Genomic DNA, 17,384 nt, shown 5'->3' with positions numbered 1-17,384 from the left:
AGGCGATTAAGAAATGCAAGTTCATTGATTGTTCAATCGTCAAAACTTAAACTCCTACCGATCAATCAACCCTCTTGCCTCTTGCATGCAAGCCTCTTGCCTTACTAAACCAACCAATGGACTTTTTCAGCAACCCCTACTCATTTCGCGCCAGATTCCGAAATTCTGTTAGTTCGGCGTTGAAAAGCAGTTTTACTGTTCCAGTGGGTCCGTTACGGTGCTTGGTGATGATCACTTCCGCGAGATCGCGATCGGGTGTGTCAGGATTGTAATAGGCATCTCGATATAACATCAGCACTAAATCCGCATCCTGTTCAATGCTGTTGTGAACAATAATGTTATTAGCGACAAAATTATGTAGTTTCGGGACAGTTAAGTCGTAAACAGGACTTGATTCACCAGTAGGCGTAATTGAAGTGATCTTGTCCCAATACACATCGCTAGTTCCTAGTCGAAGAATTTGAGGGTTAGCAATATAGTCTCCCTCTTTGAGTTCATCCAATCGTACCCAACCCTGATCAAGAGTGAGAAACTTATGGTTTCCCGTTGCAATAATCTTACGTCCTAAAGCTGTGGTCAGTTCAAGAGTTGGCTTGACTCCAGTAGAGAAAACTTTACTCACTGGTGCTTTTTCTAGCTTCCAAGTTTCTAAATTTAAGGCAAAAACATTGAACCCTGAGTGTCCAACCAAATCTTTAATCGGAACTTCTTCTCCCGTGTCAGCAATCGTGACTAGACTATCTCCTGTCAAACAACCGCTTTCTCTCAAATCGGACAGCATAGGGCGTTTATTAGTGCGCTGTTCTACTCCCCGACTCAACTGCGATAAAGCAATCACTGGGGCTTTGATTTCCCTAGCAAGGGTTTTGAGACTGCGAGTAATGCGAGATAATTCTTGAACCCGATTATCTCCTCCCCCTTCCATTAACTGTAAGTAGTCCAGTAATACTAAGCCCAATTGTCCTTGTTCAGCTTGTAATCGTCGCGCTTGCGATCGCATCTCCATTACTGTTAAGGTAGCGGTATCATCAATATAAATGGGAATTGCCGACAGCGTCCCGATCGCATCACTTAGCTTTTGGTAATCTTGACCACTTAAACGCCCTGATCTTAAACGATTGCTTTCAATTTTCGCTTCACTCGCCAGTAACCGTTGACTCAGTTGTTCTTTTGACATTTCCAAGCTAAACAACGCCACTGGTAACTGATATTTTCCCGCGATATTACGGGCAATATTCAAACCAAACGCCGTATTGTGGGTAACGGTCATATCCTCTAACAAAAATAATCCGTCACCATCTAGTTCAAAACCATAATAATCATCCACACCATCAGGTTCAATTGTAATTCCTGTAACCTGCCAATCGCGCATCGAAGCATAGTTACGAGCTTTTTTATACTGAATTCGGGTGGGAATGATCTCAAAATTCCCAGAAACTCTAACCCGCCAATATTCGCCGCAAAAATTACTGGTTTTAATGCTTCCCTGCTTGCGGATGATGCTGGTTCTAAACCCTAAGCTGTCCGCAAGAAACTTAATCTGTTCTGCCAGTTTTTTGCTTTTTTGAGTATTTTCAAAACACTGCATATCCTTACAGTAGTAGCCATCGGAGTCCATTAAACCAGCCAGTAACTCTAAGCGGACTGCTTTGGTGTTGGCTAAATAACATAAGGGAATCCACTTCTGATCAAGTAATTGCGCCCGTCTCAGTTGAATTTTGAAACCCTCTGGGTTCTCTCCAGCACACAAATTCCACGAGTCACACCTGTCGCCATTGGGTTGATGACTCAAGCGATAACCCTCTCTAACAGCAATGACTCCTAGTTCAGCTATCACTTCATCAGCAATGTTAAAAATTCTGCTGTCGCCCAATTTTCCATCCCCTAGCCACAGCCCTAAAAGGTAGGGATCAATGGGGACAATTTGAGGGGGAAAGTCGATGGCAACTTTATAGCCCTTATGTCGCTGCTGGAATTTTTGGCTTTTAGTCAGATAGTCTTGGACTGAGATATTAACAACTTCGCCATGTACCCTGCGCCCTTCACTACCACTGGCTTTTAGGGATAAGATGTGGCTCTCATTTACACGATAATCCACACCTCTTTTTTGACAAACCCAATACATCATCTCACGACCTCTTGCCAATGACAAGACTTTTCGGGGTTTTGAGTCGGGTCCCATCAGTTGATCATTGACTTGAATATTTTCGACGGCTTTGAGTGTCCCATCAAACATGACAACCTTCGTGCCTTTACCCAAACATTTTCCCATTGAAGGTCGCCCCGCCAAAATCAGTAAATCTGACGGTTGTAAGCCACTGGTCATGCTATCTAAATCGTAAAAGCCTGTATTGATTCCTGGGAGTTGATCTTCGTAATAAAGCCCTTCGATTTGATCAAAAGTTTCCAATAACGTCTCGGAAAGGGGGATTAATCCTGATTGTGGACGATCTTGGGTAATCTGGAAGATACTTTGTTCAGCGCGGTCTAAAACTAAGTTTAAGCCTTCTGTGGTGTCGAATCCCAGTTGAACAATTTTGTGTCCTGCGTTAATCAGTTGGCGACGGAGATATTTGTCTAAAACTAATTGGGCATAACCATCAATGTTAACGGCGGAAACCGTGCGATCGGCGAGTTGTGCTAATTTTGCCTTTCCTCCCACCTTGTCCAGTAATTCCTGATCCGCCAGCCAAGTGCTGATCGTCATCAAGTCTGTGGGCTTTTTTTGTTCATAAAGCGCGATCGCAGCCCGATAGATGGTTTGATGTGCCTGGAGATAAAACGCCTCTGGAGTTAAAGTTTCTGCTACCCGCGCGATCGCCTCTGGATCAAGTAAAATCCCGCCTAAAATTGATTCTTCTGCTTCGATATTTTGGGGAGGAAGGGATTGATCGCTAATCACAGAAAATTCGTGCCTCAGTTTTTTTTATCAGGACTCACTGCTTTATTTTAGCAATCACCAGCGTTGAACTAATCATAATGAGACCACATTCTCAAAACTTTAACCACTTTCTGATCATCAAAAACTTCATACACTAAGCGATGTTGAATATTGATTCATCGAGAATAGTACCCGCGCAAGTTACCAACTAACTTTTCATAAGGGGGTTGATAAGGGTTATTGTGTAGGTGTTAATGAGTTCTTTTGCTTTTTGACTCAAATCGCAGGCTTTTAATTTTTTAGCATCTTTGGTGGCTTGTTTTGATAAGACAACCTTCCAACTCACCACTCCAAATCCTCAACCGAAATACATTCATCAATTGCTTCTTGCGAGGCTTCGTGAATCGATTCCACCATGCCTGGAATCTGATTAAGATAAAGCGTTTCTTGAATGGCTTCCCAGTCTTTTTTGGCTAGTAAAACAACATCATTATTCTTATCATCGCCAGAAATATAAATCAGTTGATGCTGTTGGGTTACTTCATTGATTAACTCATAGAGTTGCTCTCTTGCTTGTTGAACTGATAATTGTTTCATGTTCTCAATTATATTTTGGGGGAGGAAGGGATTGATCGCTAATCGTAGAAAACAATGTAGGTTGGGTGTAGAGAAACGAAACCCAACATCAGATTGTAGGTTGGGTGTAGAGAAACGAAACCCAACATCAGACAAAAATGTAGGTTGGGTGTAGAGAAACGAAACCCAACATCAGACAAAAATGTAGGTTGGGTGTAGAGAAACGAAACCCAACATCAGACAAAAATGTAGGTTGGGTGTAGAGAAACGAAACCCAACATCAGACAAAAATGTAGGTTGGGTGTAGAGAAACGAAACCCAACATCAGTTAAATTATATGATTAAAGGACTTTTTCAGCAAACCCTAGTTACCCATTTAAGAAATTATAAAAATCTTGTTCGATCGTCAGTGGAGTTTCTGTCAATCCCCGATTGATAAAGGTAATCAAAAAATCAGCCGTTAGTTTTGGCAAACAAACACTTTCCTCGATCTCTTGATAGTTACCATCAACCAGACGATAAAAAGTAATTTTATGATCACGCCAAAACCAAACTTCCTTTACCTCCAAGTCTCGATACTTTTCTAGATCAGCAACGTTACCACTGCTATAAATGACTTCCACTGCTAGATCAGGAATCGACTTATCTGTTTCAAAAGCAAAACTATGATCGGGTTCTTTCCCAGCTAAAGGAGGATTTTTTAGTGTCATTGAACCCATCGGAAAATAAGCGAGATTAAATTGGCGACAGTAAGTTTTAATTAAACCGTTGATTACTTCCGCTATCCTCTCATGGTTTCTACTGGGAGACACAATTTTTATGATTCCATGCCAATAAGAAATGCGATAGCCGAAATCTCCCTCAGTTAGTCTTTCGTAATCCTCCCAAGCCATACCAGTAAGGTTAAGGATTTGATCCGCACAACTAGCGCGATCGCGATCAATCGGAAGATGCAATAAATCGGTGAACACAACTAAGTTTTCCTGTTTCTTAAAAATGCTGGTATGGCGGGCAATATCCACCTGATCTAGCTGAGGATCGAAACTGTGAACATTGCCACCTTAACCATTAAAAGCGAGATTACAAAGAAGCAACCTGAATTTCAATAGTAGCAGTCACTTCAGGATGAAGCCTCACTTGTGCTTGATAGAAACCAATACGACTAATATCATCTGGTAAAACAATGCCGCGTCGATCGAGCTCTTGTCCAGTGGTTTCCTTGACTACATCCGCCACATCTTGGGGCGTTACCGTTCCGAAAATTGCTTCTCCTTCACCGACTTGTTTACGAATCGTAAAGCGACCAATAGTTTCCAACGCCGTTTTCCGATCTTCCGCCGCTTTCAGAATCGCCAATTGACGCTGACGTTCTTTTTCCTTCCGTTGTTCAACCTGTTTCAGAATCCCAGGGGTTGCCATTTTGGCTAACCTTTGGGGAACTAAATAATTACGAGCGTATCCCGGAGCCACTTCTACTAAATCGTCTGCTTCTCCGAGCTTCTTTACGTCTTTGTTCAATACAACCTGTACTCGTTTCGCCATGATTTCTACTATATTTCCCTAGAATGAGTCACAATAATGACCACCCGACGATCGTCTCAAAAGGTGGCGCAAACTTTCATTATACCAACAAAATAAGCAACTGAAAAAGCCCCGCTTCTGACAGCGAGGCTTCGGGATTATTCTTTAATCAGTTTGACATTTTTGGCTAAACCGAGGATTTCTAGGGAGCGAATCATCATCCAAGTAATATCAAGTTCCCACCACTGTAACCCGTGACGTGCTGAGTATTGATAAGCGTGATGATTATTGTGCCAGCCTTCACCATAGGTTAAGAGAGCAACCCACCAGCAATTCCGAGACTCATCTTGAGACTCGTAGGTTTTGTAGCCAAATTTATGAGTGGCACTGTTAACAAACCAAGTACAGTGGAAAACTACAGCTAGGCGTACAAACACACCCCAAATCACAAAAGACCAGCCGCCAATGGCATACAGGAAAAGACCAAAAGCAACTTGAATCAATATAAAGTATTTAGAGAAAAATTGATAAACGGGGTCGGAACTAACATCTTTAGTATATTTAGGAATCTCTTCTTTTAAGGGAATTTCGTGTAACATCCAACCGATGTGACTCCATAAAAACCCTTTATTGGAATCATGGGGATCAGGATTTTTATCCGAGTATTTATGGTGCATTCGGTGTAACCCTACCCAATCAATGACGCTACCTTGGGCGGAAAGAGTGCCACAAAACACGAGGAAATACTCTAGCCATTTCGGAACTTCTAAGCTACGGTGACTAAGTAAGCGATGGAAACCAAGAGTTACCCCTAAGCCTCCTGTTACCCAGTGCATGATTAAAGCCACTCCCACCGCAGACCAACTGAAGAAGTTGGGGAAAAAGGCGAGGAGGGCGACGAGATGAATCGCTGCGATATAGGCAAAAATCGGCCAATTGAATGGTAGTTTTTTTTCAGTTGCGACAGTCATGAACTAATTTACGTTTCCTTATGAGCAGTTTAATGGTATTGTGCAGAGTTTAGCGATACAGATTCAAGACAAAAATCAAAATAAATTCTTAAAATTTAGAGAATCTTCGCAGAAACTGAACAATATGAACAGTCAACTCTTGCTAGAAAGAGCCCAAACGGCACTTTTTCCAATTTTTTCTGGAATAGATGCCAAGGTTAAGCATAACGTAAAAAAAGTTTTAGAAGCCTTTGCAAAAGAACGGGTAGGCGTACATCATTTTTCGAGTGTGAGTGGCTATGGACACGGGGATTTAGGACGAGAAACGCTCGATCGAGTTTTTGCAACTGTTATGGCAACCGAAGCGGCGGCGGTACGGGTACAATTGGTTTCTGGGACTCATGCGATCGCCTGCGCGTTGTTCGGGGTGTTACGTCCAGGAGATGAAATGCTGGCGGTGGCGGGAAAACCTTACGACACTTTAGAAGAAGTAATCGGTTTACGGGAATCCGCATCTGGTTCTTTAAAAGAGTTTGGCATTCATTATCGAGAACTCCCTCTCACCGCAAACGGAACTCTGGATTGGGAGGGTTTAACGACAGCAGTGACTAAAAACACCCGTTTAGTGTTAATTCAACGGTCTTGTGGCTATAGTTGGCGCGAAAGTTTATCGATCGAGGACATCAAAGAAATCGTGGCAACGGTTAAGAAACAGAATCCAGACACAATTTGTTTTGTGGATAATTGTTATGGGGAATTTGTGGAAACAGAAGAACCGCCTGCGGTGGGGGCTGATTTAATTGCAGGTTCTCTGATCAAAAATCCGGGGGGAACGATCGTCACGGCGGGGGGATACCTTGCAGGACGAAAATCGCTTGTCGAAGCGGCTTGTTGCCGTCTCACCGCCCCTGGCATCGGAAGTGAGGGAGGTGCAACCTTTGATCAAAATCGTCTCTTATTTCAAGGTTTATTCCTCGCGCCACAAATGGTAGGAGAAGCGATTAAAGGAACGCATTTAGCCTCTTACGTCTTTCACGAATTAGGATATCCCGTTAATCCCCTTCCGAAAACGCCGCGTCGTGATGTCATTCAAGGGATTAAGTTGGGAAGTAAAGAGAAACTCCTCGCCTTTTGTCGTGCTTTACAACAACAATCTCCTGTGGGGTCTTATCTTGATCCCGTACCCGCACAAATGCCTGGTTATGAGAGTGAGTTGGTGATGGCTGGGGGAACTTTTATTGATGGCAGCACTTCTGAGTTATCCGCAGATGGTCCATTGCGAGAACCCTATCTGGTGTTCATGCAGGGAGGAACGCATTGGACACACTGCGCGATCGCGCTAGAAGCGATTATTGACGCGATTTCTGTTGTCTAACGTAGGGGTTGCTGAAAAAGTCCATTGGCTGGTTAAGTAAGGCAAGTTGCCTTAGGCAAGTTGCAAGAGGCAAGTTGCAAGAGGCAAGAGGCAAAAGGCAAGAGGCAAAAGGCAAGATGGGGAAGATGGGGAAGATGGGGGAGATGGGGAGATGGGGAAGATGGGGGAGAAAAATTGTCTCCCTTGTCTCCCTTGTCTCCCTTGTCTCCCTTGTCTCCCTTGTCTCCCTTATCTCCCTTGCACTTTTTTGAGGGGTTAAGAGCCTTAAAGCCTCATTGGGTAAAGGTTTCAGTTTTATTCAGTAAGCCCTAACGTAGTGGAGAAAGTTTGACTAATTTGTGTTGGGTTTCGTGAACTATCTTGAGTTATATTTTTTTGCTCAGATTTTAGAATAAAACTTGGCAGGATAAATGTTTGCTCACTAGGTTTCAAATTAAACCTGAGCCTCCTTCATTCTAGCAAAAAATTTCGCGGTTGGGGGGGGATTCATCGGCGATCGATGCTTGATTGCTCTAACTTGGGCAAAATTTCCCTGAGTGCGTCACCGAACTTTGAGCTTTCTAAAATTTGGCAGGGCAAATGTTTGCTCACTAGATTTCAAATTAAATCTGAGCTTCTTTTATTATAGCAAAAAATTTCGCCCCTGGGGGGATTCATAGGCGATCAATGCTTATAATTCCCCCAAAATTGGGGGTAAGGGGGCTGATGATTCTAATTGGTGTTGGGTTTCGTTTTGCTTCACCCAACCTACCTTTTACTGGTTACTGATCACTGATTGGTGTTGGGTTTCGTTTTGCTTCACCCAACCTACATATAGGTTGCTATATTGAAAGTTAGATTATGCTTAAAAAAACTTAACTTAAGAAAACGATGGAAGTAAATCAAGCAGTGTCAACAACAGTGGTGGGAGATTATTGGCAATGGCGAGGACAAAACATTTATTATGTGCAAGCAGGGAAAAAAAAGGGTGATTATCCTCCTTTGTTGTTAATTCATGGTTTTGGCGCTTCGACGGATCATTGGCGAAAAAATATTGCGACGTTACAAACGGATTTTAAGGTTTATGCGATCGATCTGCTGGGGTTTGGACGATCGAGCAAACCAGACTGGGTTTATAGTGGCAAAGTATGGGAAGAGCAACTGGCTGCATTTATTCAGGAAGTCGTGGGTGAAGCGGTGGTTTTAGCGGGAAATTCTTTGGGAGGATATGCGTGTTTGTGTGTGGGAGGAAATCATCCTGAGTTAACGCGAGGTGTGGTTTTATTAAATAGTGCGGGTCCGTTTTCGGATCAAGAGAAAAAAGATGAGGGAAAACAGGAACAATTAACGTTAAAACAGAAATTACAAAAAACAGTTCGTTCAATTCTCTTACAACCTTGGAGTAGTTTTCTGCTGTTTCAATATGTCCGCCGCAAGTCGATGATTCGGAAAACTCTAAAGCAGGTTTATTTGGATCAAAGTGCGGTAACTGACCAGTTGGTAGAAGATATTTATCGTCCTTCTTGTGATCGAGGAGCGGCGAAAGTGTTTGCTTCTGTGTTCAAGAGTCCGAGAGGGGATAAAGTCGATGAGTTATTAAAACGGTTAACTGTTCCTTTGTTGTTACTGTGGGGAGAAGGTGATCCTTGGATGGATACCAGAACTCGATCGAGCAAATTCCATCAATACTACAGTCAAATTTCGGAACGTTTTCTTAACGCTGGACACTGTCCCCATGATGAAGTGCCGCAACAGGTGAATGAAGGGATCAAGGATTGGATCATCAGTCACCAATGTTGACGCGAAGTTGATTATTGAACAAATGTTGTTGGACAAAATTGGTGTAAACATCTCCTGCTAGGAATGCGGGCGTTTCTAGAATCTTCTGATGAAACCCGATCGTTGTTTTTACTCCTGTAATGGCACATTGTCTTAAGGCTCGTTTCATGCGTTTAATCGCCGCTTCTCTGGTGGGTCCCCAAACAATCAATTTACCGATGAGAGAATCATAATAAGGGGGAATTTCGTAATCCGTATAAACATGAGAGTCCATTCTCACCCCTGGTCCCCCTGGGGGAAGATAACCGTTAATGCGTCCAGGTTGGGGACGAAAATCATGATCGGGGTCTTCTGCATTAATGCGACACTCAATGGCGTGTCCTCGAATTTGGACATCTTTTTGTCGAAAACTCAACTTTTCCCCTTGGGCGATGCGAATTTGTTCTGCAATTAAATCTAATCCAGTTACCATCTCTGTAACGGGATGCTCAACTTGGATACGAGTATTCATTTCCATGAAATAGAAATTATCGTGAGCATCTAACAAAAATTCTACCGTTCCCGCGCCAACATAATTAATCGACTGCGCGGCTTTCACGGCGGCTTTCCCCATTTTTTGTCGTAAGTTGGGGGTTAAAACGGGACTCGGTGATTCTTCCAACAATTTTTGGTGGCGACGTTGGATGGAACAATCTCTTTCGCCTAAATGCACCACATTGCCATAACTATCCGCTAAGATTTGAAACTCAATATGACGAGGACGTTCAATAAATTTTTCTAAATAAACCCCACTATTACCAAACGCTGCTTCTGACTCGCCTTTGGCAGCTTGGAAAAGTTTACTTAATTCTCCTTCGTGATGAACGAGGCGCATTCCTCGCCCCCCACCGCCAGCGGTGGCTTTTAACATCACGGGAAAGCCAATGTCTCGCGCAAAGCGATAAGCGCTGGTTTCGTCAGCGAGTAAGCCATCACTGCCAGGAACAACGGGAACGCCTGCTTTTTGCATGGTTTCTTTGGCGGTCGATTTGTCTCCCATAGCACGAATCGCGTCGGGAGTAGGTCCGATGAAGTGAATCTGATGATCGGTACAGATTTCGGCAAATCTGGCGTTTTCTGCTAGGAAGCCATATCCAGGATGAATCGCTGTGGCGTTGCGAGTGAGGGCGGCGGCGATGAGGTTGGGAATATTGAGATAACTTTTGCTGGAAGGAGGTTCGCCAATACAAACGGTTTCGTCTGCGAGTTGGACATGGAGGGCGTTGCGATCGATGCTAGAGTGGACAGCGACGGTGGCGATCCCCAATTCTTCACAACTATGTAATATCCGCAGGGCAATTTCCCCACGATTAGCAATTAAAATTTTTGAGAAGGACATTTGTATTAGTCATTAGTCATTGGTTATTGGTCATTGGTTATTGGTTCTTGGTTACTCAAACAAATAACTAACTATTAATTATTAATTACTAATTATTCATTATAAATCGTTTCATCTTCTTCTCGCCAAGCGGGGTCAACCATACAGACAAAAACTAATGGTTCATCGCCACAATTATGAACATATTGACGAGCATTGGGGGGAATATAAACTGCGTCTCCTGGTTCAATGAGTTGAGTTTCGTTGTCGATGTGCATTTCCCCTTTTCCCTGCATAATATAGTAAACTTCCGAGGTCGTTAAGGAGTGAGGGATTGAGGTTTGACCGACTGGCACGATCGCGTGAGCAAGGCTGTAACGGAGTGCTAACGGTTGTTTGTCGGGATGTAAAAGTTCTTTTAATATTGTGCCATCACCGGCGGTAAATTCTTCGCATTCGTTGAGTTTTCTAACTAACATTGATGATTTTTTTCCTTAATTTCTTTTATATTTTTGGACAGTAATCTTGACAAGTAATTGCTTGTTCGGTGTTAGCAACTAAAGGATTCACCGTGCATTTTAGCCGATAATCATTGGTAAAAAACTGACAGTTTGGACAGGGAACTTGGTGCATGATTTGACTGCGTTTAACGGTGGCATAAATCGCACTCATCACCGTCCATAACAATAAGATTATAAATCCCCAAGCGCACAAAAAACACAGGGGGATTAAAAAAGGTTGTAGTTGTGAGAGGAGAGAATTGAGCAAAATAAACAAAACCAAGTTGGGTTGGGTAAAATTACCAGCTTGCAATTATATCACAGAATCACTAATCATTTTTTTCCCACTCAAAATTTGGTTTAAACGCCAATTTTTGCTTTCAGTTGTGAGAGTTGCTGTTGATTAAAAATACGTTTCAGTAAGGCGGCGGCGGCTTCGGGTTCGGCGGGAATTAAAACTTGTGGGGTGGGAGTATTAGCGAGACGTTCAAGGCTTTCACTGACTTCTATTTTTTCAGGTTGACCCAGTTCTAAGTGATCTGCTCCTTGTTTTAATTCTTGAATAATCACGGGAGCAAGAGTAGAATAAGAATGTTTAGGGTTGCCGATGGCGCTTTTACTTGCCTTAACTAATTCTAGCCATTGAGAATTGTCAGGGGCAATGTCCTTGGCGCGATCGCAAGTTTCCCATAAACTCTGACGACTATCAGGATTATCATCTCCTTTAAAGTCTGCTAACATTTGCCGTAAGAGGGGACGCAAACTTTCAAGAGGACTAACCGCCGTTGTTTTTTCTGTCTCTTGAGGTTCGCTTGCGGTTGGGGTTTCCTCAGTTTCTGTCGCCCCTAAATCAGCAATCACTGCTTTAATATCAGCGCATTGATCTAAATGTTGCTGTAATTCTTTAAACTGGGATTCTGCGCCTTTAACTAACTCTTTCCCTTGTGCTTCACTTAATCCTTCAGGAGATTCTAAACGAGTAATTAAATCCTGTAAGACATCAAACGCTGTCAGAAACAAAGACTCTAGTTTTTCATCAACATTAACCTTCCCATCGCGAAACACCTTAAAAGCATCTTCGAGACGATGGGCAGTTTTTTGGATGCTTCCATATCCTAACATTGCCCCACCCCCTTTAATGGAGTGTGCTGCGCGGAATAACTCGTCAATTTGTTCGGAGTCTTCACTGGCTTCAGAAAGGTTCATTAATCCTTGTTCCAGTGTTCCGAGATGTTCTTTTGCTTCTTCGATAAAATATCCGAGAATGCGTTGCTGATTATCACTCATAATTAGTTCCTTACCTACAATCAGACATTTCCATGATAGAAGGTAATTGATGCAAGCACCGATTGGTTATAATCGAAGTTGTCTTTATAGTGCTAGGCAAGAGGCAAGAGGTAAAAGGCAAGAGGCAAGAGGCAAAAGGCAAAAGGCAAAAGGCAAGAGGCAAGAGGCAAAAGGCAAGAGGCAAGAGGCAAAAGGCAAGAGGCAAGAGGCAAGAGGCAAGTTGCCTTAGTAAGTTATAGGTGAGTTTCAAGATTTTGGAATGTCCTAACCTGATTTTGTAGCGCTATAAAAATACGCGAGAAATATAGTTAATGGTAACAACGAAAGATGAAATTATTCAAAATTTGCAGAAACATCGAAACCAGCTAAAAGAATTTGGGGTCAATGAGTTGGGAATATTCGGTTCTTTTGTTACTGGAACTGTCACAGCTAATAGTGACTTAGATATTTTTGTTATTTTTAATCCTGAACAAAAAACGTTCCGAAATTTCATGGAACTAAGTTGTTTTCTAGAAGATTTATTTGAGCGTAAAGTTGACTTAGTTACCCCAGAATCTTTAAGTCCTCACTTTGGCTTTAAAATCTTGCGGGAGGTTGAATATGTCTCATTCTCCTAAAGATTATTTAGAACATAAACAAGTAAAAAAGTTAAGTAACCAAATAACTTTTCCAAGCGGTTACTTTCTCTTCTGTGTCTTCTTCCTGATTCTCATTCGTATTACTGGCAGAAAAGTCATTGTCACGAATTAACAAGCGCCAAGTTTTCCCTTCTGCTTGTCGTTGGAGATAGATTTCAAACTGGTTTTTTTCTTGGGTCACTTCTTGACGAGGGAGATTTAATTTTAAGGTGTATGTGCCACTGATTTGATAGGTGGCTAAATCGGCGATATAAACTGGGTTGAGGGTTTTAATATTGAGATTTTGGATGGTAAAGTTGGTGGGGGAGACTCGATCGAGTTGCGCGGTGAGGCGATCTTCGATTAAAGTTAACTGTCGCGCGATCGCGTGTTTAACAATGTCTTTTCCAGGGGCTAACCCTTTCGGTGGGGTATTCCCTCCACAAGCAGTTAACAGAGTTAGAAGTAAAATCAGAGCAACCGAGAAGCAACGTCGAGGAAAAAGCATCATCCATTCCGTCTCTCAAAACTATAAGAGAACCTAAAATTCTCCTTCCTCTCATCGTCCGATACATTAAGATATTTGACAACTTGATTGTAAAAATCAACAATAGATTATTCGTTGTCCGTTCAATCAGGACTTGTAGAGACCTAGAAACTCAGAAAAAATGAAAATAGCAGTAACGAAAGAAATCGAAGTCGGGGAACGTCGCGTCGCGTTGATTCCAGACGTAGTTTCCCGTCTCGTTAAACAAGGCTGGGAAATTGAAGTGGAAGCTGGGGCTGGAGAGGCTGGTTTTTTTAGCGATCGCGCTTATGAAGAAGCAGGCGCAACCATTATCGCCGATAAAGCGACACTTTGGCAAAATGCGGACATCATCACGAAAGTAGCAGCCCTCAAAGAAGAAGAACTCCCTTTGTTACAAAAAGGAAAATCGATCATTGGGTTGCTTAACCCCTTTGGAAACCCCGAACTGATTCAAACTCTGGGAGAACAGGGCGTTAATGCTTTCTCACTGGAATTAATGCCGCGTACCAGCCGCGCCCAAAGTATGGACGCGCTTTCCTCCCAAGCGAACATCGCTGGTTATAAAGCCGTCTTACTCGGTGCTACCGCGCTTCCGAAATTCTTCCCGATGTTAACCACCGCAGCGGGAACGATTCGCCCAGCGACTGTTTTTGTCATTGGCGTTGGGGTTGCTGGTTTACAAGCGATCGCCACCGCCAGACGTTTAGGCGCACTGGTAGAAGCCTTTGATATTCGTCCAGAAGTGAAAGAACAGGTGGAAAGTTTAGGCGGTAAATTCGTAGAAATGACCGTTGAGGAAGAAACCACCACCAAAGATGGTTACGCCAAAGAAGTTTCTAAAGATGCGAAACAAAAATCCCAAGAACTGATCGCCAAGCACGTGGCTACGGCGGATGTGGTGATCACTACCGCACAAGTACAAGGAAAACGAGCGCCACAACTGGTGACAACGGAGATGATCAAGGAAATGAAATCTGGTTCTGTCATCGTTGATTTAGCTGGCGAACAGGGAGGGAACTGCGAACCCACCGAAGCTGGAAAAGATATCCAAGTTGAACCGGGTATCACTGTCATCGGACCGATTAATCTTCCTTCCTCGCTTCCCGTTCACTCTAGCCAGATGTACAGCAAAAATATTTCTACCCTTTTGCAATATCTGGTTAAAGAGGAACAAATGCAACTCAATTTTGAAGACGATATTATCAACAGTATTTGTCTCACTCACGATGGCGAACTCCGTAACCAACGAGTTAAGGATATTTTAGCCACGAAAACCGAATCAAAAGTCTAGAAAAGCGAGGAAATAATCATGGAAACAACACTGATCGCCAGTTTATTTGTTTTTGTTCTGGCTGCGTTTGTGGGCTTTGAGGTGATCAATAAAGTTCCCCCAACGTTACACACGCCCTTAATGTCCGGTGCGAATGCGATTTCTGGCATTACCGTCATTGGTGCGGTTTTAATTGCTGGTGCGAGTGGTAATAGTACCGTCACCACGGTGATGGGCTTTATTGCGGTAATTTTAGGGACGATTAATGTGGTGGGAGGCTTTTTAGTCACCGATCGAATGCTACAAATGTTTAAGAAGTAAGGAGGAATCAGCAAACGTGAATGATTTAACAGCATTTTTACCCACAGGGATTCAAATCAGCTATTTAGTGGCTGCATCCCTATTTATTCTGGGCTTAAAGAAACTCGGTTCTCCTGCAACCGCCCGCAATGGCAACGTTTTATCCGCAGCGGGAATGTTACTGGCTGTGGTTGTCACTCTACTGGATCAACAGATTCTCAATTATCAATGGGTGTTAATCGGAGTTGCGGTTGGTTCGGTGATTGGTGCGATTATTGCTAAAACCGTTGCCATGACAGCAATGCCCCAAATGGTCGGCTTCCTGAACGGATTAGGGGGGGCGGCTTCGGCGTTGGTTGCTATGGGCGAATTTTGGCGTTTAGTCCACACCGAAGCAGGTGTTCCCCTCGATGCAACGATTACTGTCGTTTTAGGCATCTTTATCGGTGGCGCAACCTTGACGGGTAGTTTAGTTGCGGTTGGAAAGTTACAAGGAATTATTACAGGAAAACCCGTGACGTTTCCTTTACAGCAACCCGTGAATATCGCGATCGCTGGGGCGTTTGTAGTCAGCAGTGGCTTTTTAATTGCGAATCCTGCGGATCAAGCGGCGTTTTTCGCCATGATTGGGTTAGCGAGTCTGTTTGGGATTTTATTTGTACTTCCCATCGGTGGCGGCGATATGCCCGTTGTGATTTCCCTGTTAAACTCTCTGTCGGGATTAGCGGCGAGTGCGGCTGGTTTCGTGGTGATGAACAATATGCTGATTATCGCTGGGGCGTTAGTCGGTGCATCGGGTTTAATTCTCACAGAAATCATGTGTAAAGGCATGAATCGCTCTCTCCTCAGCGTCTTATTCGGTGCTTTCGGTGGCGGTGACTCTGGTGGTGTTGCTGGTGCTGGTGGCGCTGATTTAGGGGATAAAGTGGTTCGCAGCATTGGATCAGAAGAAGCAGCGATGATGTTGCGCTATGCGCGTTCGGTGGTGATTGTTCCAGGATATGGGATGGCAGTTGCTCAAGCCCAACAAGCGATTCAGGAATTAGCGATTCTGCTTGAACAAGGAGGCGTTGAAGTCAGATATGCCATTCACCCAGTGGCGGGAAGAATGCCTGGACACATGAATGTTTTGCTCGCGGAGGCAAATGTTCCTTATACCCAACTCTATGATATGGATGACATTAACCCCCAGTTTGAACAAACGGATGTGGCGTTAGTGGTTGGCGCAAATGATGTGGTTAACCCTGGGGCGCGACATGATGCGGGAAGTCCGATTTATGGAATGCCGATTTTAGAGGTGGATAAGGCAAAGCAAACCATTGTTATTAAGCGCAGTTTGGGAACGGGGTTTTCTGGGATTCAGAATGAACTCTTTTTCCAAGATAAAACGACCATGCTGTTTGGCAGTGCGAAAGATATGTTGAGTCAGTTAGTCGCAGAAGTGAAACAACTGTAAAACTAGCTTCTTAACCATAGTAGGGTTTGCCTTGCCCACCTTATTTTTAAATTTGGGCTTACTGAATAAACCTAAAACCTTTATCCAATCAGCTTTTAAGGCTCTTAATTCTTGGAAAAAGTGCAAGGGAGAAATGGGAGACAAGGGAGCAATGGGAGACAAGGAAGACAAGGAAGACAAGGGAGCGATTTTTCTCCCCCCATCTCCCCCATCTCCCCCATCTTCCCCATCTTGCCTCTTGCCTCTTGCCTCTTGCCTTTTGCCTTACTATACCGAAAACATGAACTTTTTCAGCAAACCCTAAATTTGATTTCTAAATTGTAAAACAGCATCAAAGGGTTCATCACTGGGAATATATTGCACTAATAACTCTAGGGGTAAATCAGGAAATAAATTACTTTGATTGACTTGAATATACTCTTGATTTTGTAAAACATAAATGTTTAGTTTCTCTTCTTCCCAAAACCAAACTTCACTCACTTCTAAGGTTTTATAGATTTCTAAAGCATCAATTCCACCATGAGTAATAATCACCTCAATTGCTAAATCAGGGAAATCTTTTCGGCTATTAACGCAATAACTTTTATCAGGTTCAATTCCGCGAGAAAGTGACTGAGAAAGAAAGGTAGTTGATCCGAGGGAATAAAATCGAATCTTCTTGGTTAGAAAATAACACTCTAATAAAATGCCAATATTTTCTTTGTAAATTTCATGGCGACTGCTGGGCGACATTAATTCTAAATTTTCTTGATTATACTTTAATAATATTCCTGCTTCTTCGCTGGTTATTTCCAGTAATTTTTCATACTCTTGCCAAGTTACATTATTAATAATAAAAATTTGTTCAGCGTCACGATTCTTAGATTTCGCTAACTCAATTATTGCTTGAAAATGCTGTAATTGATTGGCAGTAGTTAAACTCATTTCTTTTGATTCAAAATCATTTTTTATTTATACTATTTTGAAGAAGTCAAGTTACAGTAAATCCCCCCTAGCCCTCCTTTGAA

20 protein-coding genes and 1 pseudogene are annotated in these 17,384 nt (G+C 42.9%); 8 read left to right on the top strand and 13 right to left on the bottom strand.

Annotated features, from left to right (window positions below; genetic code table 11):
- Nucleotides 1-136: 136 nt before the first annotated feature.
- The 6 genes and pseudogenes from dnaB to DACSA_RS04270 form a co-directional block, all read right to left on the bottom strand.
- Entirely contained in the window at nucleotides 137-2,902 is a 2,766-nt protein-coding gene (dnaB, locus tag DACSA_RS04295) for a replicative DNA helicase (RefSeq protein ID WP_015228593.1), read from the bottom strand.
- A 68-nt stretch (nucleotides 2,903-2,970) separates the two neighbouring features.
- Nucleotides 2,971-3,227, bottom strand: a pseudogene (locus DACSA_RS22995) (Txe/YoeB family addiction module toxin).
- On the bottom strand, nucleotides 3,224-3,478 hold the full coding sequence (locus DACSA_RS04285; RefSeq protein ID WP_015228592.1) for a type II toxin-antitoxin system Phd/YefM family antitoxin: 255 nt from the start codon (nucleotides 3,476-3,478) through the stop codon (nucleotides 3,224-3,226). Before DACSA_RS04285 ends, DACSA_RS22995 begins: the two are co-directional and overlap by 4 nt.
- Nucleotides 3,479-3,825: 347 nt before the next feature.
- Nucleotides 3,826-4,479, bottom strand: coding sequence for a Uma2 family endonuclease (locus DACSA_RS04280; RefSeq protein WP_015228591.1), 654 nt, complete (start codon nucleotides 4,477-4,479; stop codon nucleotides 3,826-3,828).
- Nucleotides 4,480-4,537: 58 nt separating this feature from the next.
- Entirely contained in the window at nucleotides 4,538-4,999 is a 462-nt protein-coding gene (gene rplI / locus DACSA_RS04275; RefSeq protein WP_015228590.1) for a 50S ribosomal protein L9, read from the bottom strand.
- 137 nt (nucleotides 5,000-5,136) lie between these two features.
- Complete coding sequence (locus tag DACSA_RS04270) at nucleotides 5,137-5,949, bottom strand: acyl-CoA desaturase (RefSeq protein WP_015228589.1); 813 nt, start codon at nucleotides 5,947-5,949, stop codon at nucleotides 5,137-5,139.
- A 124-nt stretch (nucleotides 5,950-6,073) separates the two neighbouring features.
- On the opposite strand from DACSA_RS04270, the gene DACSA_RS04265 reads away from it, so the two are divergent.
- From DACSA_RS04265 to DACSA_RS04255, 3 genes are all read left to right on the top strand, one after another.
- On the top strand, nucleotides 6,074-7,303 hold the full coding sequence (locus DACSA_RS04265; protein WP_015228588.1) for a methionine gamma-lyase family protein: 1,230 nt from the start codon (nucleotides 6,074-6,076) through the stop codon (nucleotides 7,301-7,303).
- A 60-nt stretch (nucleotides 7,304-7,363) separates the two neighbouring features.
- Complete coding sequence (locus tag DACSA_RS20245; protein ID WP_156800645.1) at nucleotides 7,364-7,615, top strand: hypothetical protein; 252 nt, start codon at nucleotides 7,364-7,366, stop codon at nucleotides 7,613-7,615.
- A 558-nt stretch (nucleotides 7,616-8,173) separates the two neighbouring features.
- The gene (locus tag DACSA_RS04255) at nucleotides 8,174-9,082 is read left to right on the top strand and encodes an alpha/beta fold hydrolase (protein WP_015228587.1); all 909 of its coding nucleotides are present in this window, start codon (nucleotides 8,174-8,176) and stop codon (nucleotides 9,080-9,082) included.
- Here the strand turns inward: DACSA_RS04255 and accC are convergent.
- From accC to DACSA_RS04235, 4 genes are all read right to left on the bottom strand, one after another.
- Nucleotides 9,066-10,439 carry an acetyl-CoA carboxylase biotin carboxylase subunit gene (accC, locus tag DACSA_RS04250; RefSeq protein ID WP_015228586.1) on the bottom strand — a complete coding sequence of 458 codons (1,374 nt, stop codon included), beginning with the start codon at nucleotides 10,437-10,439 and terminating at the stop codon, nucleotides 9,066-9,068. The two genes, DACSA_RS04255 and accC, sit on opposite strands and share 17 nt — an antisense overlap.
- Before the next feature lie 92 nt (nucleotides 10,440-10,531).
- A complete protein-coding gene (locus DACSA_RS04245; RefSeq protein WP_015228585.1) occupies nucleotides 10,532-10,897 on the bottom strand; it encodes a cupin domain-containing protein in 366 nt (121 codons plus the stop codon).
- Nucleotides 10,898-10,922: 25 nt separating this feature from the next.
- On the bottom strand, nucleotides 10,923-11,195 hold the full coding sequence (locus DACSA_RS22990) for a hypothetical protein (protein ID WP_041235682.1): 273 nt from the start codon (nucleotides 11,193-11,195) through the stop codon (nucleotides 10,923-10,925).
- Nucleotides 11,196-11,278: 83 nt separating this feature from the next.
- Nucleotides 11,279-12,205, bottom strand: coding sequence for an Hpt domain-containing protein (locus tag DACSA_RS04235; protein ID WP_015228583.1), 927 nt, complete (start codon nucleotides 12,203-12,205; stop codon nucleotides 11,279-11,281).
- A 49-nt stretch (nucleotides 12,206-12,254) separates the two neighbouring features.
- Between DACSA_RS04235 and DACSA_RS19570 the strand changes: the two genes are divergently transcribed.
- Nucleotides 12,255-12,434: a hypothetical protein gene (locus tag DACSA_RS19570; protein ID WP_041235313.1), complete on the top strand. Its 180-nt coding sequence runs from the start codon at nucleotides 12,255-12,257 to the stop codon at nucleotides 12,432-12,434.
- A gap of 82 nt (nucleotides 12,435-12,516) precedes the next feature.
- Nucleotides 12,517-12,822, top strand: coding sequence for a nucleotidyltransferase family protein (locus tag DACSA_RS04225; RefSeq protein WP_015228582.1), 306 nt, complete (start codon nucleotides 12,517-12,519; stop codon nucleotides 12,820-12,822).
- A 31-nt stretch (nucleotides 12,823-12,853) separates the two neighbouring features.
- Here the strand turns inward: DACSA_RS04225 and DACSA_RS04220 are convergent, their stop codons facing one another.
- Nucleotides 12,854-13,333, bottom strand: a complete 480-nt coding sequence (locus DACSA_RS04220) for a hypothetical protein (protein ID WP_198007629.1) — start codon at nucleotides 13,331-13,333, stop codon at nucleotides 12,854-12,856.
- Between the two features lie 157 nt (nucleotides 13,334-13,490).
- On the opposite strand from DACSA_RS04220, the gene DACSA_RS04215 reads away from it, so the two are divergent.
- The 3 genes from DACSA_RS04215 to DACSA_RS04205 are packed head-to-tail and all read left to right on the top strand — an operon-like array spanning nucleotide 13,491 to nucleotide 16,377.
- Complete coding sequence (locus DACSA_RS04215) at nucleotides 13,491-14,642, top strand: Re/Si-specific NAD(P)(+) transhydrogenase subunit alpha (protein ID WP_015228580.1); 1,152 nt, start codon at nucleotides 13,491-13,493, stop codon at nucleotides 14,640-14,642.
- Between the two features lie 18 nt (nucleotides 14,643-14,660).
- Nucleotides 14,661-14,942, top strand: coding sequence for an NAD(P) transhydrogenase subunit alpha (locus DACSA_RS04210; RefSeq protein ID WP_015228579.1), 282 nt, complete (start codon nucleotides 14,661-14,663; stop codon nucleotides 14,940-14,942).
- Nucleotides 14,943-14,958: 16 nt separating this feature from the next.
- Nucleotides 14,959-16,377, top strand: a complete 1,419-nt coding sequence (locus DACSA_RS04205) for an NAD(P)(+) transhydrogenase (Re/Si-specific) subunit beta (protein WP_015228578.1) — start codon at nucleotides 14,959-14,961, stop codon at nucleotides 16,375-16,377.
- On the opposite strand, the gene DACSA_RS20240 is transcribed toward DACSA_RS04205, so the two are convergent.
- Nucleotides 16,351-16,557, bottom strand: a complete 207-nt coding sequence (locus DACSA_RS20240; protein ID WP_156800644.1) for a hypothetical protein — start codon at nucleotides 16,555-16,557, stop codon at nucleotides 16,351-16,353. The genes DACSA_RS04205 and DACSA_RS20240 overlap by 27 nt on opposite strands.
- Before the next feature lie 120 nt (nucleotides 16,558-16,677).
- The gene (locus tag DACSA_RS04195) at nucleotides 16,678-17,301 is read right to left on the bottom strand and encodes a Uma2 family endonuclease (protein ID WP_015228577.1); all 624 of its coding nucleotides are present in this window, start codon (nucleotides 17,299-17,301) and stop codon (nucleotides 16,678-16,680) included.
- Nucleotides 17,302-17,384: the final 83 nt, after the last annotated feature.

It is taken from the genome of Dactylococcopsis salina PCC 8305 (assembly GCF_000317615.1).
In the GTDB taxonomy this organism is placed as follows: Bacteria; Cyanobacteriota; Cyanobacteriia; order Cyanobacteriales; family Rubidibacteraceae; genus Halothece; species Halothece salina.
This window is presented reverse-complemented; position numbering and strand designations above follow the sequence as displayed.

Coding starts and splice junctions, on each gene's coding strand:
- DACSA_RS04285 (WP_015228592.1), bottom strand. CDS start 3,478: ATGAAACAATTATCAGTTCAACAAGCAAGAGAGCAACTCTATGAGTTA.
- rplI (WP_015228590.1), bottom strand. CDS start 4,999: ATGGCGAAACGAGTACAGGTTGTATTGAACAAAGACGTAAAGAAGCTC.
- DACSA_RS04270 (WP_015228589.1), bottom strand. CDS start 5,949: ATGACTGTCGCAACTGAAAAAAAACTACCATTCAATTGGCCGATTTTT.
- DACSA_RS04265 (WP_015228588.1), top strand. CDS start 6,074: ATGAACAGTCAACTCTTGCTAGAAAGAGCCCAAACGGCACTTTTTCCA.
- DACSA_RS04255 (WP_015228587.1), top strand. CDS start 8,174: ATGGAAGTAAATCAAGCAGTGTCAACAACAGTGGTGGGAGATTATTGG.
- accC (WP_015228586.1), bottom strand. CDS start 10,439: ATGTCCTTCTCAAAAATTTTAATTGCTAATCGTGGGGAAATTGCCCTG.
- DACSA_RS04245 (WP_015228585.1), bottom strand. CDS start 10,897: ATGTTAGTTAGAAAACTCAACGAATGCGAAGAATTTACCGCCGGTGAT.
- DACSA_RS04235 (WP_015228583.1), bottom strand. CDS start 12,205: ATGAGTGATAATCAGCAACGCATTCTCGGATATTTTATCGAAGAAGCA.
- DACSA_RS19570 (WP_041235313.1), top strand. CDS start 12,255: ATGCAAGCACCGATTGGTTATAATCGAAGTTGTCTTTATAGTGCTAGG.
- DACSA_RS04225 (WP_015228582.1), top strand. CDS start 12,517: ATGGTAACAACGAAAGATGAAATTATTCAAAATTTGCAGAAACATCGA.
- DACSA_RS04220 (WP_198007629.1), bottom strand. CDS start 13,333: ATGATGCTTTTTCCTCGACGTTGCTTCTCGGTTGCTCTGATTTTACTT.
- DACSA_RS04215 (WP_015228580.1), top strand. CDS start 13,491: ATGAAAATAGCAGTAACGAAAGAAATCGAAGTCGGGGAACGTCGCGTC.
- DACSA_RS04210 (WP_015228579.1), top strand. CDS start 14,661: ATGGAAACAACACTGATCGCCAGTTTATTTGTTTTTGTTCTGGCTGCG.
- DACSA_RS04195 (WP_015228577.1), bottom strand. CDS start 17,301: ATGAGTTTAACTACTGCCAATCAATTACAGCATTTTCAAGCAATAATT.